The organism is Flavobacterium chungbukense, assembly GCF_020805785.1.
GTDB lineage: Bacteria > Bacteroidota > Bacteroidia > Flavobacteriales > Flavobacteriaceae > Flavobacterium > Flavobacterium chungbukense.
This window is the reverse complement of record NZ_JAJGZV010000001.1, coordinates 336,086-354,566: the sequence shown is the minus strand read 5'-3', so window position 1 is coordinate 354,566 and position 18,481 is coordinate 336,086. Positions and strand designations below refer to the sequence as shown.

Annotated in this window: 9 protein-coding genes; 2 read left to right on the top strand and 7 right to left on the bottom strand. The window is 35.0% G+C overall.

Going from position 1 to position 18,481, the window contains the following annotated elements; translation table 11 throughout:
- Nucleotides 1-9: 9 nt before the first annotated feature.
- Both LL966_RS01520 and LL966_RS01515 read left to right on the top strand, forming a co-directional pair.
- Nucleotides 10-2,277, top strand: a complete 2,268-nt coding sequence (locus tag LL966_RS01520) for a Gldg family protein (protein WP_229349531.1) — start codon at nt 10-12, stop codon at nt 2,275-2,277.
- A gap of 12 nt (nt 2,278-2,289) precedes the next feature.
- Nucleotides 2,290-5,103, top strand: coding sequence for a M16 family metallopeptidase (locus tag LL966_RS01515; protein ID WP_229349529.1), 2,814 nt, complete (start codon nt 2,290-2,292; stop codon nt 5,101-5,103).
- A gap of 110 nt (nt 5,104-5,213) precedes the next feature.
- Here LL966_RS01515 and LL966_RS01510 read toward each other — a convergent pair whose 3' ends face one another.
- The 7 genes from LL966_RS01510 to LL966_RS01480 form a co-directional block, all read right to left on the bottom strand.
- Complete coding sequence (locus LL966_RS01510) at nt 5,214-5,843, bottom strand: hypothetical protein (RefSeq protein ID WP_229349527.1); 630 nt, start codon at nt 5,841-5,843, stop codon at nt 5,214-5,216.
- Between the two features lie 261 nt (nt 5,844-6,104).
- Entirely contained in the window at nt 6,105-8,528 is a 2,424-nt protein-coding gene (locus tag LL966_RS01505) for a sugar-binding domain-containing protein (protein WP_229349525.1), read from the bottom strand.
- A 98-nt stretch (nt 8,529-8,626) separates the two neighbouring features.
- On the bottom strand, nt 8,627-10,210 hold the full coding sequence (locus tag LL966_RS01500; RefSeq protein ID WP_229349523.1) for a glycoside hydrolase: 1,584 nt from the start codon (nt 10,208-10,210) through the stop codon (nt 8,627-8,629).
- A 180-nt stretch (nt 10,211-10,390) separates the two neighbouring features.
- Complete coding sequence (locus LL966_RS01495; protein WP_229349521.1) at nt 10,391-12,028, bottom strand: glycoside hydrolase; 1,638 nt, start codon at nt 12,026-12,028, stop codon at nt 10,391-10,393.
- A 1-nt stretch (nt 12,029) separates the two neighbouring features.
- A complete protein-coding gene (locus LL966_RS01490) occupies nt 12,030-13,631 on the bottom strand; it encodes a RagB/SusD family nutrient uptake outer membrane protein (protein WP_229349519.1) in 1,602 nt (533 codons plus the stop codon).
- Between the two features lie 11 nt (nt 13,632-13,642).
- Nucleotides 13,643-16,675 carry a SusC/RagA family TonB-linked outer membrane protein gene (locus tag LL966_RS01485; RefSeq protein WP_229349517.1) on the bottom strand — a complete coding sequence of 1,011 codons (3,033 nt, stop codon included), beginning with the start codon at nt 16,673-16,675 and terminating at the stop codon, nt 13,643-13,645.
- Nucleotides 16,676-16,723: 48 nt separating this feature from the next.
- A complete protein-coding gene (locus LL966_RS01480) occupies nt 16,724-18,121 on the bottom strand; it encodes a hypothetical protein (protein ID WP_229349515.1) in 1,398 nt (465 codons plus the stop codon).
- Nucleotides 18,122-18,481: the final 360 nt, after the last annotated feature.

Sequence of the window (18,481 nt, the reverse complement as noted above, 5' to 3'; positions counted from 1 at the left end):
AATAAACAAATGAAAACAATATATAGAATTGCTAAAACAGAACTTAACACCATGTTTTATTCGCCGGTGGCATGGGTAGTTTTAGTAATATTTTCGATCCAGTCCAGCTGGAAATTCTTCGGTACAGTTGAACGTTTTGAAAAAGCACAAAAAATTGGAGAAGGTCTTGGCAACCTTAGTCAAACGATATTTTCAGGCTTCAGCGGTTTATATACCGAAATGCAAAATTATTTATATTTATACGTTCCGCTATTAACAATGGGATTAGTAAGCCGTGAAATTAACAGCGGGTCGATCAAACTTTTACTTTCTTCCCCAATTAAAATTAAAGATATTGTCTTGGGTAAATATTTAGCTATTGCAGCTTATTGCCTTTTATTCATTGTAATACTTGGATTGCAGGTTGGTATTGCCTACTTCTCTATTGACAACTTAGATTTAAAATTTGCTATCTCTGGACTTATTGGCTTGTATTTGTTAGTTTGTACCTACGCTGCAATCGGGCTTTTTATGTCTTGTTTAACTTCTTATCAAGTTGTTGCCGCGATCAGTACTTTGGTTGTTTTGGCGGGTTTAAATTTCATTGGAAAACTATGGCAGGATGTTGAAGTTGTAAAAGATATTACTTATTTCCTTTCAATCGCTGGACGTGCAAACGAAATGCTTGAAGGACTTATCATCAGTAAAGATGTATTTTATTTTGTTTTAGTAAGCAGTCTTTTTATTGTATTGAGTATCTATAAATTGCAAACAGGAAGAGATGCGCAAACAATCTCAAAAAGAGTTTTAAAATATACTTTATTGATCACAGTAGTTTTGGCACTTGGGTACATTACATCTAGAGCTCCACTTACGTTATATTACGATATGACTCGCACAAAAGACAGAACATTGACTAAAAATAGTTTAGATATTGTCAAAAAAATAGACGGCCCATTAAAGTTAACAACTTATGTAAACTTACTAGATATCAACTATTACATGGCTATGCCTTATTCTCAAAATTCGGATATCGCAAGCTTTGAAAAATACACTCGTTTTTTACCGCAGATGGAAATGGAATATGTGTATTATTATGATACCTCAAGCAACGAAGCTTTGTATGCCCAAAACCCAGGATTAAACGACAAACAGCTGGCGGAAAAAATGATTGAAACGCAAGATTTAAAACTAAAAAAATTATATTCTCCTGAAGAGATTAAAAAGGTTATAGATCTAAAATCTGAGCAGAACAGAGTGGTAAGAACTGTGGAATACAATGGAAAGAAAACATTCTTAAGAATGTATGACGATATGTTCAAAGTTCCGATGGAAAAAGAAATCTCTGCCTCATTAAAACGTTTGGTCGTTCCAAGCCCTAAAATTGTTTTTGCCACCGGTAACATGGAAAGAAGTGTGGATAAAGTTGGAGATAAAAATTACAAAACAGGATTTAATGAAATTACTTTTAGATATTCACTTATCAATCAAGGATTTGATGTTTCTTCTGTAGACATTAATGCCCAGAATATTCCTGATCAAACTACTATTTTGATTATTGCTGATCCTAAAACGCAATTAAGCCAGGGTGCTATAGATCGTATTACTAAATATATCGATCAGGGAAAAAATCTAATGCTTTTGGCTGAACCGGAAACTAATTCTGCTCTATCGGCAGTTACAGACAAATTAGGCTTGAGTTTTACCAAACAAGCATTGGTACAGGAAAGCGAAATCAATTCTCCTGATTATTTAGTTACCGAAATTTCAAAAAATATAGATTCTACTGTCATTAAATTCAGTAAAACCAGAAATAATAATCCCATTCCATTTTTAGGAAGCAGCGGAATTAAAATAGTAAAAGATACTGGTTTTAAAGTCACTCCACTTTTAAAGACAAACGCAGAGCCGGCTTGGGAAGCACAGACTGGAATTACTTCCATTCCTGAAGATTTGAAAAAACAACCAGCAATAACTGCAGTACCGCTTGCTGTTGCTTTAACAAGAAATGTGAACGGTAAAACACAAAAAATAATTGTTGCAGGAGATGCTGATTTTATGGGCAATGCCGAATTAAGCCGAGGTGGTTCTGGAACATTTCAGTTCGTAACTGATCTCTTCAGCTGGTTTACCAATTACGAATTTCCAATTGATACCACTCGTCCAGAAAATACCGATAAGAAAATAACCTTTACTGCCAATCAGGTTTTTATAAGTAAAATTGTCTTCATAGGACTGTTTCCTTTACTGATTATCCTAAGCGCTGCTTTTATCCTAATTAGAAGAAATAGAAGATAAAAAAACAAAAAAATGAATACTAAAAAAAATATCATTATTGGGATTCTCGCCTTGTCTTTTCAGAGCGCATTTTCGCAGTTCAAAACCAACATTCCGCTGGATAAAAATGTTACTACGGGAAAATTAAAAAACGGTTTAACGTATTATATTCTGCATAACGAAGAACCAAAAGACAGAGCAAGTTTTTACTTTGTGCAGAATGTTGGTGCTATTTTAGAAGATGATAATCAAAACGGATTGGCGCATTTTCTGGAACACATGGCGTTTAACGGAACGGAACATTTTAAAGGAAAAGGCATCATTAAAATGCTGGAAAAAAATGGCGTTACTTTTGGCAAGGACATCAATGCATACACCGCTCAAGATGAAACAGTTTACAATATTAGTTCGGTTCCTGTTACCAACGAAAAACTTATTGACTCTACTCTTTGGGTTTTACACGACTGGTCTGGTTCTCTTTCTTTAACTAATGAAGAAATTGATGCCGAAAGAGGTGTAATTAGAGAAGAATGGAGAACGCGCCGTACAAGCGGATTCCGTTTAAAAATGCAGACTGATCCTGTTTTATACAAAGGGTCTAAATACAGTAAAAGAGATGTTATTGGTGATTTAAACATCATCAATAACTTCAAATATCCTGAACTGCGTAATTACTACAAAAAATGGTATCGCCCAGATTTACAAGCTGTAATAATTGTGGGAGATGTTGATATTACAGCAATGGAACAAAAAGTAAAAGCAATATTTTCTGGTATCCCATTAGCTAAAAAAGTGGCCGCGAGAACTTACACAGAAATTCCTAAACATGATGAATTGTATTTTGGAACAGCTTCAGATAAAGAAGCTTCTTCAACGTCCATTACGCTTCAATATGTTTTAGATGAACCTTTGTTAAAAGACAGCATTGTTACGCGCAAAAACGTAATGAACTCTTTTTATACCAGTATTTTAAACAATCGTTTCCGAGAATTAATCTTAAAAAACCAAGGTGCAAGTTTGAATTTTAAAGCGTATTTCGAGCCTATTTCAAGATTAAATACTTCTTTTAATATTTCGGCTTTGGCCAAAAAAGGAAAAACAATTCAGGCATTTGAAGAGGCTTACACGGAAGCAGAACGCCTAAGACGTTATGGAGCTGCACAAGCCGAATTAGACCGAACCAAAAAGATTTTTATAAGTTCTTATGATGATTTTTTAAGCAATAAGGATAAAGTTGACAACGATAGCTGGGCAGACAACTTGACCAATTATTTTTTAAAGGCAAAACCATTCCTTTCCCCTGAAGATGATTACAAATTAACTGTTGGTATTATAAAAAGTATCACTTTAGAGGAATTGAATGCATATGCTAAAACTATTCAAAAGCCAACAAATCAAGTCGTTTTGGTCACTGGTGCTGATCAGGATAAAAATGATTTCCCAAATAAGGATGCAGTTGTCAACGTAATGAAAAAAGTTGAAAGTATGACTTTAGAGCCATACAGCAAAAAAGAAAACAATTCGCCTCTAATAGACAAAGAATTAAAAACTGCCGCGATCAAAAAAACTTTTGAAGTTTCAGGAATTGCTAATGCAAAAGGATATACTTTGGAAAATGGAGCCAATGTAATTGTTTTACCAACAACGCATTCACAGGATCAGATTCTATTTTCTGCATTTGCAAAAGGCGGTAAATCATTAATTAAAACAGAAGATTTAGTTTCTGCTGAAATAGCAACGACAATCGCAAGATCTTCAGGTTTGGGTAATTTTGACAATATTGGTTTAAAAGAAAAACTGACGGGTAAAGTGGCACAATCTGCCCCATTTATTGGCGAAAACACACAAGGATTCCAAGGAAGTTCAAATAAAGCAGATTTCGAGACGATGCTGCAATTGCTTTACCTTTCTTTTGAAGCACCTCGTTTTGACCCCAATATTTTTAACATTCTAAAAGAACAATATAAGAATCGTTTAGAAACCATTAAAAAAGATAATGGAAACGCGTTTAAAGATTCAATTGATCTGGCAAATTCAAACTATAGCAAACGTACTTTTATTTTCAACGAAAAATTCCTCGAAACAATAGATCTTAAAAAAGCAGAAAACATTTATCGCGATCGATTCAAAAATGCATCTGATTTTACCTTTGTTTTCGTTGGAAACATTCCAGAAAAAGCTATAGAATTAATTCAGAAATACATCGGAAACTTACCATCAAATCCAGCTTTAAAAGAAACTTTTATCGATCATAATATTGAACCGAAAAAGGGCAAAACCCTAGTGCATTTTAAACGCCAAATGGAAGTTGCAAAAAGTACTGTTTATCTAAATCTAACTGGAAAAACGGAGTACAGTAAAGAAAATGCTATGACAATGTATATTATTGGTGAATTACTTTCAAAACGTTTCCTGCAGACTATCAGAGAAGAAGAAGGCGGCAGTTATGGCGTAAATGTTGGCGGAAATCTAGAATTAATTCCGAAACCATCATTCAGCCTTGCTCTTACTTTTGACTGTAATCCAGAAAAACAGGAAAAATTAATGCAGATTGTCTGGAAAGAAATCAACGATTTAAAATCGAATCCAGTAAATGCAAATGACTTAGAAGACATTAAGAAAGCTTTATTGAAAAACAGAGAAGAATCGCTTAAAACGAATGCTTTCTGGTCAACAACACTATACAATTACAGCTTAAATCAGATTCCGTTCTCAACAGATGAAGAATATAAAAATTTAATTTCTAAAATTAATCAGAAAACTATTCAGCAGTTTAGTAAGCACGTTTTGGATAGTTCAAGTAGCGTCGAAGTTATTTTGAGCCCTGATAGCCAATCAGGAAAGTAACTTAGCAATACATTTTTATTTTATTAGTCACTAAAGGTTGTCTTTACAGACAGCCTTTTTTGTTTTTTAATTTTACTTAAATAATTAGAAGTCACTTCAAAAGTTTTGCATCACACGAGATTCACTTTTAATAAATCTTCAAGTTTAACTTTTAAAATTTCATGATTCTGATGACCAAAATAATGCGCTAAAACATTGTAGTTGTCATCAAAAATAATAAATGATGGAGTCCCTTTTAATTGGTTAATTGTAAATGTTTCTGCTAGTAAGGGGATCTGAGAATAAAATTCTTTTACTTTTTGTACTACCGCTTCTTTTTCCTTTTCAGGAAAGTCTTGAAAATTGGGAATGGCATCACAAATTAATTCGACCTTACCCGAATTGATAAATTGTTCGGATGAAACCATGCTATCAAAAGCAACTGGAAAATTTAGCGTTTCTTGATAGTTAGAAACTCCGTAGTTAGTATTGTAATATTTTTTTGTTTCGCCAACTAATGTTCTGTTTTCCAACAGTAATTTTAAGCTTGCTTCATTATTGTATTCAAAGTCTTCAAAAGCAGTAGCTATTCCGATAAAACCAACTTTATCTTTAAATGATTTGTAAAGCTCGTTCGTCATAGGAATACCGTATATAAAGCAACCTGGGCAATTTACTTGAAAAACGAATGCTAGATTTACTTTATTTACATTGAATTCTCCTTGAACTAATTCTTTGATATTGAGATGAAATTTTGACATGACTGAAAATTTTTAAATTAAATTTTACTATTCAAAATTACTTCAGATTATCCACTTATTGATAGTCCAGTTTTTAAAATAATTTCTCTTTTCTGGTTTTCAATGTTTATCATTTTACTGATTTAAAAATGCAGCAACAAAATATTTTTTGTTATTCTACTTATGGATATTTTTTAACGACGAAATGCCCCAAAAAGGGACATTTCATCAAATTATTTATGTTTTGTTATCAATTAAATGTCGTGATGGAACATCAATTAACTATTTTAAATTTATGGTAACCTCAACAGGTTTTAGCCATTGACTGGTAAATTTAACTTTTATAGGTTCTGCCGAATCTCCTTTTGCCTGAATATAAGCCGCAATGTGTCCGTGAAATACTCTTTGTACATTATCGGTATAATCTGTCATATCGCTATTGTTTCCTGCTTCAAGTCCTAATAAAGTTCCTGGACCGCTGATGGTGCAAGTTACTTCATTATCAGAAAGCATTACCGGAAGTCCGTTTTGGTCTTTAACCTGAACCATAATTTTGGCAACTCCTTTATCTTTACTGATTGTGATATTTTTATCTGCAATCGTTAATTCAACTGGTTGTTGTGTCGAATTTATGCCATAACGGCTTACTTCTTTATCGTTTTTATCTAAACCAATTGCTTCTAATTTTCCAGCTGCAAACGGAATATCCCAATACATAATTCCTGTTTTTTCGTCGTATAATTTGGCTTCGCCTACTACTTTTCCGTTCAATTCTAAACGTGCTTTTGCAGCATTGGTATAACAAACCACACGTATTTTTTGTCCTGTTTCGTAATTCCAGATTGCCCAAGCATCTTTAGAAATATCTTTTTCATTTACTAACGGATACGTTCCTACATAAGCCATTGGTTTATCTGACCATAGTGACTGACGGAAATACCCTCTAGGTTTGATTACTCCTGCAAAATCTACTAAACCAGAGTAAAATCCTCTTGAAGGCCATCTTCCTGATTCTCCTAAATAATCTATTCCTGTCCAAAGAAACTGGCCGAAAATAAATTTATTGTTTTTTACTGCCAGCCAAGGTTCCATATCATGAACATTTTCGCTTCCGTAAATTACTCTTTTTGGATATTTTTCGTGATCTGATTTGTATTTGCTTTCCGTATAATTATACCCTGTAATGTCTAAAGCACCCGGATATTCTGTTTCGTTAGACATAGCAACTCCAGCTAAACCTGCTGTTGTAGGGCGTGATTTATCGTATTTTTTTACTGCAGCAACCAAACGTTTTGCAATTGCTCCCAGACGCATGGCATCTGGTGCATCTTTTTTGTAACCGCCATAAGCAGCTTGTCCGAAACCGTCTTTTCCTTTATCTAAAACAGGGTGAGAATATGGATCGTTTGGATAATCTACTTCGTTACCAATACTCCATCCGAATACCGAAAGATGGTTTCTGTCACGACGCACGAAATCTTCTAGATCTTTTTCGGCATAATCAGCAAAAATATCGAATGAACCTTGAAAACCTGGCGTACCATAATTCCAGCCTTCTAACCATTTACGTTTTGGGAATTCCCATTCGTCATAAGCTTCGTTTAAAACCAATAATCCTAATTCGTCGCAAAGTTCATAAAAATCTGGCGCTTGCGGATTATGACTTGTACGAATAGCATTTACTCCAATTTCTTTCAATGTCTGCAATCTTGTTTTCCAAACTTCTCTTGGAACCGCTGATCCTAAAACTCCAGCATCGTGGTGCAAACAAACTCCTTTCATTTTCATTCCTTTTCCGTTAAGAGCAAAACCATTGTTTGGATCGAATGTAAAACTTCTGAAACCAGTTTGTGTTACTGTTTTATCGATTTCTTTTCCGTCTTGTAAAACCGTTGTTTTTAATTCATACAAATTCGGATTCTCTAAATCCCATAACTGTGGATTCTTAACGTTAATTTTAGTAGAAATTTTTCCGCTTTGATTGGCAACAACTTCTACTTTTGAAGAGGTTTTTGCTACTGATTTTCCATCTTTTGAAAACAATTCATTTACAACAGTCAAAGATGATTTTGAAGAAGAACCATTTTCTACATCAACCTCAACATTTAAAGTTCCTGTTCCTTTATTAACTTCAGGATAAGCGTAAACGCCCCATTGCGCAATATGAACCGGATTAGCATAAACCAACCATACATTTCTATAAATTCCAGAACCTGTATACCATCTTGAATCGGCACTTTGACTGTGATCTACGCGAACTGAGATTGTATTTTCTCCACCGAATTTCACGAAAGGCGTTGCATCATATGCAAAAGAAATATATCCGTTTGGACGTTTTCCTAACGATTTTCCGTTGACGAAAACTTCGCTTCTGTTGTAAACACCTTCAAAATATAAATACACTTTTTCTCCTGATTTATTCTGCGGAATATTGATTGACTTTCTGTACCAAGCAATTCCACCTGGCAAATATCCTGTACAGCTTGCCAATGTTGGACTTAATTGCCCTTTTACGCTCCAGTCATGCGGTACATTTACGTTCTGCCATTTGTTATCATCAAAAGTGGCATTTTTTGCATCGGAAACATCTTGAAGATTGAATTTCCAATTATCATTGATTTTTTTTGAATCTCCAAACGAAATCTGACTGCTGGCAGACAAACATGAAAAGAGTAAAACGGGGATTAAGATTTTCTTAGTTAACACTATATTCTATTTTTTTAGTTAATTTATTTTTCTTGCATTTTTGAATTAGTTCGCAGTCTCAGTATACAGTTGCTAAACTGCGACTGAAAACTGAATACTTACTCAAATTCTCCCACAAAAGTCACCACAGATCTTGCAGGTATTTCTAAATTATTGTTTTTTTGAATTTCGCCTTTTTTTAAATTTGATTTATCCGAAGTGATGTAGGGCGTAAATTCATTGTTTTTTAAAGTTCCTTTTGAAAGATCAAATTTGTATTTCTGAGTTTCTTTACCACAATTTACTGCCACAACAATCAGCTTTTTGTTTTGAACATCTTTGTAGGCTGTCAGCATTACATCATTTGCTGCGTCTAATTCTTTTTGGTTTGGAATATCAATTCTTTGCATTCCAGGACGTACAAAAAGCGAATAATTTCCTAATGCCCAAAGCAATTTTGAGTCGTGAAATTCGCCATCATTTTTCACATAATTTGGCTCCGTTCCTCCGTTGCTTTTTCCATCATCCAAATAAATTAAACCGTCTTTGTAATCTACTCTTGTAATCGAAGTCCACCATTGCCATGAAGCCGCATTGGCAACTGCAATATCATTATGAATTAATCGGGCTACAAATAAAGCAGTCTGCATTCCTAAATCTCTTCCTCCGCCTGATCCTCCCGGAATTTCATTTTCTCCAGGATTTTCTAAAATACAATATTCAGATTGCCAGTATTTTAATCCTAGCTTTTGTTTCACTTCCGCGGCAATTAATTTTCGGCTTAAAACCTGTTTTTCAATTGGCCATGTTGTAAAATAACTATGTCCTAGAATTACATTTTTTACATTCGAAAATTTAGTCACATTGGTTATAGTTTTTCCGAAGAAAAAATCAATTTGATTGTCACGATTTTCGGCATTTACATTTTCATACAAATAATCGATTTGCGCCGCTTCTGCAACCACGATTTCGGTATTCATTTTCTTAGCTTTTAGCTTTTCCGAAAGCGATTTGGTTAAATCATAAATTTCCTGATTCGTTGCTGGTGTTCCTTCTTGACTGTTGGTATCTCCATTCTTTGGCATCCATTCCCACTGCGGTTCGTTTATCGGACTCACATAATCGAATTTAATTCCTTCTTTTTTCTCCAATCCCTGAATACTTTGAACTAAGAAATCGGCAAATTGTGGAATTGCGCCATCTTTTAGATTCAGTTTATTCTTTTGAGAAGCGAAAGACAATCCGTTGTTTGTCAAATAAACGGGTGGACTATTAGTAAAAATAAGAAATTTTTCAACTCCTCTTTTTTTAGCTGCCTGCAAAAACCATCTCTGACCTTCTTGTTTAGAAAAATCATAAGTTCCGTCAGCATTCAAGAAACATTCACTTCTTCTCCATTCGTCAGAAACTTTACTGTTTTCTCCTTGTTCCGTGCTTCCAGCTCCCAAATTAAATCGCCAGATCGAAAGTCCTATTCCTTTAGGATTTCCCTGTGCATCGATTTCTTTACTGAATAGTAAATCTGCAATAGCATTCTTTTTCTGATCAGGCCAATTTTTCCCCACAAACTGTGTTCGCCAAGCATCAGAACCTCCAAAACCGTCCATGGTTTGTACTACATTATCTGTGCTGATAGTAATCGTTCGCTGTCCAAAAGACAGCGAACTAATTACCAGAAAAAGTGAGATATATACTTTTTTCATTTAATTCTTTTATTATCTATTATCCTCAATTTTGTCATTTCGACGAAGGAGAAATCACACTAGGAATTCAGCAAAGTAAGTCGCCAATCTTTGTCGAGTTTCATGTGTGATCCCTCGTTCCTCGGGATGACAAGATTATGGTAAAACCTTTGTCTCTTTGTAACTCTGTCCCTTTGAACCTTATTTATATGTTCCCACATAAGTCACAACTGATCTAGCTGGAATTTCGAAACCTGAAGCATCAACCGCTGCTCCTTTTTTCAAACTCATAGCATCAGAAGTGATGTACGGAGTCAATTTATTATCTGATACGGTTCCGCCTGCAAGATTCAATTTATAAGCTTTCGCTGATTTGCTGATGTTAACTGCAACTACAACCAGCTTTTTATTTGCCGCATCTTTATAAGCCGTAACCATAACATTATTTAATTCTGACGTATTGTCTACACTTGGAATCTGAACTCTAACCATTCCCGGTTTTACAAAGAATGAAAAATTTCCTAAAGCCCAAAGCGTTTTTGAATCTCTGATGTATCCGTCATTTTTACAATAATCAGCATTTCCAGCTCCGTTGCTTGCTCCATCATCCACGTGAATTAAACCGTCTTTATAATCACCACGGCTAATTGCGGTCCACCATTGCCATGAAGTTACGCCTCCAACAGCAATATCAGTGCTAATAATACGAGAAGTCCAAAGTGCTAAAGACATTCCTAAATCTCTTCCTGCTCCTGCTCCACCTGGAAGTTCTGCAGTTCCAGGACTTTCTAAAACACAATATTCCGATGACCAAAGACTTAAACCTCCAACAGATTGCGTTCTCGCAGCCGCTTCTTGTCTTGATGAAATCAATGTACTTAGTGGCCACGCTTGCCAGTAACTATGTCCAGAAATAGTTCTTTTTACGTTGCTTAAATTTCCAATATTTTTAGAAGAATTAGCAGCAAAGAAATAATCAATCTGGTTTGATCTGCTTTCTTTTCCAGAAACTGTTTTATAAAGCGGTTCGTAAGCTCCAGCTTCTCCTACAACAATTTTAGCTTCTAACTTTTTGGCCTGTAATTTTGGCGATAAGATGTTTACAAAACTGTAAATATTAGCATTACTTGCCGGAGAACCTTCCTGTCCAGAACCATCCCACTCATATTGTGGTTCATTGAACGGACTCAAATAATCGATTGTTAAGCCGTGTTCTGTTTTTAATTTTTCTAAAGAAGTTGTCCAGAAATCAGCTAAATCGGGCATTTTACCATCTTTTAAATTATAAAATTCTTTGATAGAAGCGTGTGCCTTTCCGTTTTGAGTCAGATAAACCGGTGCGCTGTTTGCGAAAGCCAATAGTTTATCGACACCTCGCTCTCTTGCCGCTTTCATAAACCAAACCTGTCCTGCTTGTTTGTTCATATCATACGAAACTCCATTGGTGGTAAAACATTCCGATCTTCTCCATTCATCTGTAATATCACTGGCTTCACCTTGTTCTGCACTTCCTGCTCCAAGATTAAAACGCCATAACGATAATCCAATTCCTTTTGGATTTCCGTCAGCATCTAAACCTTGGCTGAACAATAAATCGGCTATTTTATTTCTTTTATCAGTCGGCCAATTTTTTCCAATAAAATTACACTGCCAAGCGTCTGAAGCTCCAAAACTTTCCATAGTTTGAAGATTCATATCCAAACTTACATTTAATTCTGTTACAGCATTTTCTGAACCTGAATTTTCAGATTTTTCAGAATCACAGCTTACAAAAAAAGAACTTGCGAAAAGTAAGCCTGCACATAGCAGACCTACTTTATTTTGATTATACTGTTTCATCTTAGTATCCAGGATTTTGTTTAATTACACCACCGCTCAAATCGATTTCTAATTGCGGAATTGGCCACAATAAGTTTTTTGCAGGATTAAAATTGATTCCTTTATCCTGAGATTCTCTCAAGTTTGTTGTTTCGTAAGGATCTGTAGAACTCAAATTGTATTGTACAAAAGTTCCGTTTGGTCCCATCAAAGATTCGATCACCGGTCTTCCTGTTGTTGGATCTTTTTCTCGGCGAATATCAAATAAACGCAATCCTTCAAAAGCCAATTCTAAACGACGTTCTTTGTAAATCTGTCTTAAAAGGGTTGGTCCAGAAATTCCTGTTTTCGGATCTAATTTTACACGTGCTCTAATGATATTAATATCTGCTAAAGCATCACCGCCTGTATGATAATTTGCTTCAGCTCTTGTTAAATACATTTCTGCTAAACGAATCAACGGAATGTTTAATGGCAAGTGACCGTCTTTTTTATCTAATGAACGACGTGTCGCAATCGGGATATAATATTTACGGCAGATACGTCCAGATTTATTATCATTTAAACTGAATTTATGTGTCGGATTTAAAACTTCATCTCCGTAAGCTGCTTCTCCCCATTTTGTAATGGTGCTTCTGCGGCGGATAACATCATTTTCAGACAAATAAGCATTTTCTAAATCACTTGTCGGCATACACCATCCCCAACCATCCAAAACATCGGCTGCATCATTACTTGGGAAATTCTTTTTGTCTTCTCCTCTTGCTCCAGATAAAGTTGGCAACGCTGCACCTAAGTTTCTATCCTGGACAGAAGAGGATTGCGCTTCTAAAATAGATTCAATTCCGTTATGATTGTTAACATTCCAGATATTTAAGAAATCAGCTTCTAACTGGAAAGGACCTTCTGTAATTACTTTGTTAGAATATGTTTTTGCTTCTGCCCATTTTTCTTGGAACAAAGACACACGAGCCAGTAAAGCATAAGCCGCCCATTTGTTAATTCTACCATTTCTTGCTACAGGAGCGCTTTCTAGTTTTGTTGCTGCGTCTTTAAGATCGGTTTCTATTTGAGTATATACTTCTGCAGCTGTATTACGTGATAACGTTAAATCGCCAGTTCCTAAAGATTTTGTGTAAACTGGAACTCCTCCAAAAAGATTTACCAATTCATAATAGCAATAAGCACGTACGAATAAAGATTCGCCCATATACTGATTTTTTTGAGCATCTGTAAGTGGCGAAACAGCCATTCTTTCTAAACCAACATTTGCAGACTGAATCGTATAAAAATGTGCTGTATAAATACTATTCATATCTCCCATATTATCTGGAGTAATGATGTATTGAGAAGCTGGTCTGTGTGCGCTATTGTCTTGACCGGTATTTCCCATCCAGGCGTCATCTGTTGCCATTTCGTTGGTTACTCTAGGAGCAGTTAATACCCACCATTCTTTTGCTAACAATAAACGTTGCGTTAATTCATTGGTGTAATTCTCGCATTCTTGTACTGTTTGAAAATAATTTTCTAAAGTCTGAGTTCCTCTTTGGTCTTTTTCTATAAAATCACTGCAAGATGCCAAAAATAGAGAAAAAGCTATTATTGATACTATTATTTTTTTCATGATCGTTTTGATTAAAATGCAACATTAAGTCCCATCAAGATTGTTGGCTGTACTGGATAATTCCATCCTCCAAAACCTGATCCTTTTACTCTGTCTCCATTATTTGGATCTCCTGCCCCAACTTCAGGTTCTACTCCTGAATAGTTTGTCCATGTCCATAAATTTTGTCCTGATAATGATAATCTTAATTTATCTAAACCAAATTTATTGTAGAAGGAATAACCAATTTGAAGGTTTTTCATTCTAACGAAAGATCCATCTTCTACATAAAGAGAAGAGAATTTTGTAAAGTTCTCGTTGTTATCATCTTTTGATAATCTCGGAATATAGTTTGAAGTTCCTTCGCCATGCCAAGCCATTTGCTCTAATCCACTTACCTTGTTGGTTAAACTTGCACCATTGTATAAATCTGAAATATTCTGATTAACGATTTCATTTCCAATACTTGAATAAAAATTCGCTACTATATCAAAGTTTTTGTAAGCAAAGTTTAAGTTCAAACCAATATTGTAGTCTGCCCAAGGAGAACCAATTTTAGTTCTGTCTTTGTCATCAATTTTTCCGTCGCCATTTATATCTTTAAAACGAACATCACCTACTTGTGCATAAGGCTGTAATTTAGTTCCATGTTCATCTGTATGCGAATTTAGCTCAGTCTGATTCTGGAATAATCCATCAGCAATATAACCGTAAAAATATCCAGGTTCATCCCCTTTAACCGTTAAGGTTCTATTACTTGAACCGTATAATCTTTCTCCTTCAGCAGATAAAGAAATCATCTCTACATCTACAGTTGTAAAAGTTAAGTCTGCACCATATGAGAAATCTCCTTTTTTATCTTTAAATGAAATCAATAAATCAATACCGCTTGATTTCATTGAACCTACATTTGTCCACATAGTTGAATATCCTGGGAATCCGCTGTAAGTTGGAAACTGTTTTAAGAACAACATATCTTTTGTTTTCTTTTGGTAGTACTCTAAAGATCCTGAAAGTTTATTTTTCCATAATCCGAAGTCAATTCCAAAACTAATATCTTCTACAGTTTCCCATTTGATGTCTTTATTTGCCATTGTTGACGGAAAAGAAGTATCTACCACCTGACCACCAATAACATAATATCCTTGTCCGATATTTGACTGGTAAACGGCATCAGGCAAACCTTGATTACCTACTTTACCCCAACCTGCTCTAAATCTAAGATCGCTAAAAACATCTTTTGCAGATCCCATAAATCCTTCATTTAAAATTCTCCATGAAGCAGACGCCGATGGGAAATTTGCCCATTTATTATTTGCCATAAATTTAGAAGAACCATCACGTCTAAAAGTTCCTGTAAAATAGTACTTTCCGTCGTAGTTATAAGAAAGACGAGAAATGTAGGACATCAATGAACTTGACCAGCTAGTACCACTACTATTACGATTTTTAGTAGCTGCACTTACTTCTCTCATTAAGTCTGAGTTATTAGGAACTCCTTCGCCGTAACCCCAAACATCATTAGCATTGTATTCCTCCATAGTGCTACCAACCATAAAAGAAGCGTTGTGTTTTTCGGCAAAAGTTCTGCTATAAGTTGCGGTAGTCTGCCAAGTCCAGTCTGCATTTGTAGTGTTTCTTCTTTCAACACTATTAATTTCTGCTTTTTCGTGCGCTGCATCAATTATAAAATCTGGTCTGAAAATACTTTGTGTTTTATCGCCAACTTCAATAGAAGCTTGCGTACGAATTACTAAACCTTTTATTGGTTCGTATTGTAAATATCCATTTGTATTTAAGTTATACTGATTTGTAAAATCATCGTATCTTTTTACCGCAGCAACAGGATTCCAAACATACGAAGGAGAACGTGCATAAATACTGTATTCGTTTTCTAATCCTGTTAATTGATCAGCTGGTTTGTAAATTGGAGTAATTGGATCAATTTTATCAAAATCTGCCCAGTTCCCAGGAGATCCCCAAGTTTCATAACGTGGATTTAAAGTAATTCCAGCAGAAAATTTATCCGAGAATTTAAAGTCGTTCGCAATTCTCATCGTCACTCTTTCCCATCCGCCAACTTCATAAATTGATTCTGCATTATAATAGTTTAAGCTAATGGCATAAGTATGTTTATCTGAACCGCCTGCTACACCAAAAGAAGCATTTGTAACTGGAGAAGCTTTTCTAATTCCTGCTTTCCACCAATCTGTTGTTTTCCCTCTGTATTGAGAAGGATTTGGCAAATAATCAGCATAACCAGAATTGTTGTTAGCCGTATTCATGATTCTAGCGTAAGTTTCTGCATCAGCCATATTGTACGGATTATTCATCATCTGCATACCCGAACTTAAGTCAAAGTTGAATCTAGTTTTACCCACTTTTCCTTTTTTCGTAGTAATTAAAATAACCCCATTTGAAGCTCGAGAACCATAAATGGCACTTGCAGAAGCATCTTTTAAAACCTCCATAGATTCAATTTCATTGTTACTCAAGAAATTGATGCTTGTTCCCATCGGAATTCCGTCTACCACATAAAGTGGATCTGTATTTAAATTTAAAGTCGAAATACCACGAATTAAAACTCTTGGCTGTGCTCCAGGCCCTCCTGCTCCCGTTACCTGAACCCCCGCAACTTTACCTTGCAGCGATTCTGTTACGTTACCCACAGTCATCGTTTGAAGCTCTTTTCCTTTTACAGAAGAAATCGAACTCGTTACATCGCTCTTTTTGACAGCCGCATAACCTACCACAACTATCTCATCTAATGCCTGACTTGATTCTTCGAGTATGACGTTAATTTCTGTTTTATCTCCAATTGTTTCTATTTTGGTTGTAAAACCCACAAATGTAAATTCAAGCTGTGCATTTTTATTTGGCACATTAAGTACATAATTACCATCAAAGTCAGTTGCTGCTGAAGTTGAAGTTCCTTTTACCATTACGTTTACTCCTGGAATTGGCACATTGCCTTTATCCTTCACAGTTCCTTTTACTTTTATTTGTCCAAAGGATACAGCAGTACACAAAAGGGCAATAAAAAATCCTATATATTTAAATTTCATATTAAGCTGTTTTTTTTGTTAATTGTTACAACAAGAATGTGTAACTAACTATTTTTTTGTTATAAATACTCTTTCTAATTCGGTATCTAAAACCACTTTGTATGCACCTGGAGCTGCTGGATATTTTGCATTACCATTTTCTCCTGGAGACATTGTCGCAATTCCGTTTTTGATCAATCTCCATGATGGACTCCACCATTGACCTGTAAAAGTAGCTTCCATTGTACCTGTCAAAGTGTATTCTCCAACTAACTGATAAGGATTTGCCGCGTTATTTGCTAAATGCAATCCTTTTTGCATCCATGCGTCCCAAGTGTCCCAAGTTGCTCCTTGAATTCCGCCTCCACAAACGCTTACGAAAGGTTTTCTTTGCGCCTCAACATCATGCCATAAACCGTTAGCAACATCAGCCCAAACTTTACTTGAAGGCGTGTACTTTTCGGCAGTATATTTTAAAGTATTTGGATTTATTTTAATTTTATAATATCCTTTCGTAGGTAAAACAATCGCCGCTGAAGCCACATCATCAACCAATTCTCCTGAAGCATTTAAGCCAAAACAATGCGGTGCAAAATCTGATTCCTGACCTAAGAAGTAAATTTCTTTATTGTCTTTATCAGCATAATATTTGAATTCGAAATCTTGCCCTGTCTTTTCATGGAAATACATCGGAACACCTACTGCATCTGTAGTCAAGTTTGTTCCTTTTGGCTGATCGCATAAATAAATCGCTGGATATTCATTTGTTGCCACGACATTTACAGTCAATGATCCTGTATTCGGAATCGTAAATTTATCTCTAGCTGTAATAGTTAAAACATAATTTGCCGCAGTAACTGGTAAAGTATAGGTTTTATTGAAAGTATAAGATTGCGGAGAACCTGCTAATTGTACAGTCTCATCAATACCAAGTTCTGTACATTTTATTTGAATATAATCGATTCCTGAATCATCATTTACCACAAAATTTATTGGCATTTTGTTACTTGTAGACAATAATATAACAGCACCTTCTTTTGGAGTTATCATGCTAATGCTTGGAGCAGCAAACTCTCCGTCAAGACGTAAATTTATTTCTTCGTTTACAACATTACCAGAAACATCTGTAATGATTAATTTTATTTTGAAGCTCTCTGATGTTCCTCTACTAGCTGGAACCTCAAAAAAGTAACTAAGATCATACGATTCTAAAAGTGGATTTGTAGCAAAACTAATTGTCTTATCTAATGACAATTCTGGAATTTGAATCTCTACACTTTTTAATCCTAGATCATCGGCAAGGGCTGCTTTGATTTCAAATTTTCTACTTGGTGCTCCGTAAATTTCTTTTGTCGAAACTACCACCGTAGGGTTATCAGAACTTGGAAATCCTGATTCGTTATTTTGGCAGCTGGTAAGAAGAATGCCAAAAAGAGCAAGAAAAAATAAAAATACATTTTTTTTCATTTCTTTAATTTTAAGGTTTAGTTAGTTAGTTTTCTTTCTAAAGCGAAAGTTTGTTTTTATTCTCGCAGGTTTAATTCGAGATTGGTTTTTCTGTTTTTCTTGTGGCAGAAAACAGTCGTACTTAATTATGTGGTTACTTCATACTGAATTGAGTTTGGTTAATTGTTTGCTATTTTTTTACTTTTTTTTCTTTTATAATTATGTAGTAAGTTTTTTTTTAAATTAACCCGCAGCTTACTTCTAAACTGCGGGTTCAAAAAGTAATGTAACCAACCATTACTTTTAGAATTCTAAAGAGTGCTCAGCTCTTTAAATAGATAAAATCTTTATCTTGAAACTAACATTTATGACTAACAGCAA

Bases quoted from the DNA above. Each gene is read 5' to 3' on its own strand.
- LL966_RS01485 (WP_229349517.1), bottom strand. From the start codon at position 16,675: ATGAAATTTAAATATATAGGATTTTTTATTGCCCTTTTGTGTACTGCT.
- LL966_RS01490 (WP_229349519.1), bottom strand. From the start codon at position 13,631: ATGAAAAAAATAATAGTATCAATAATAGCTTTTTCTCTATTTTTGGCA.
- LL966_RS01515 (WP_229349529.1), top strand. From the start codon at position 2,290: ATGAATACTAAAAAAAATATCATTATTGGGATTCTCGCCTTGTCTTTT.
- LL966_RS01495 (WP_229349521.1), bottom strand. From the start codon at position 12,028: ATGAAACAGTATAATCAAAATAAAGTAGGTCTGCTATGTGCAGGCTTA.
- LL966_RS01510 (WP_229349527.1), bottom strand. From the start codon at position 5,843: ATGTCAAAATTTCATCTCAATATCAAAGAATTAGTTCAAGGAGAATTC.
- LL966_RS01480 (WP_229349515.1), bottom strand. From the start codon at position 18,121: ATGAAAAAAAATGTATTTTTATTTTTTCTTGCTCTTTTTGGCATTCTT.
- LL966_RS01520 (WP_229349531.1), top strand. From the start codon at position 10: ATGAAAACAATATATAGAATTGCTAAAACAGAACTTAACACCATGTTT.
- LL966_RS01500 (WP_229349523.1), bottom strand. From the start codon at position 10,210: ATGAAAAAAGTATATATCTCACTTTTTCTGGTAATTAGTTCGCTGTCT.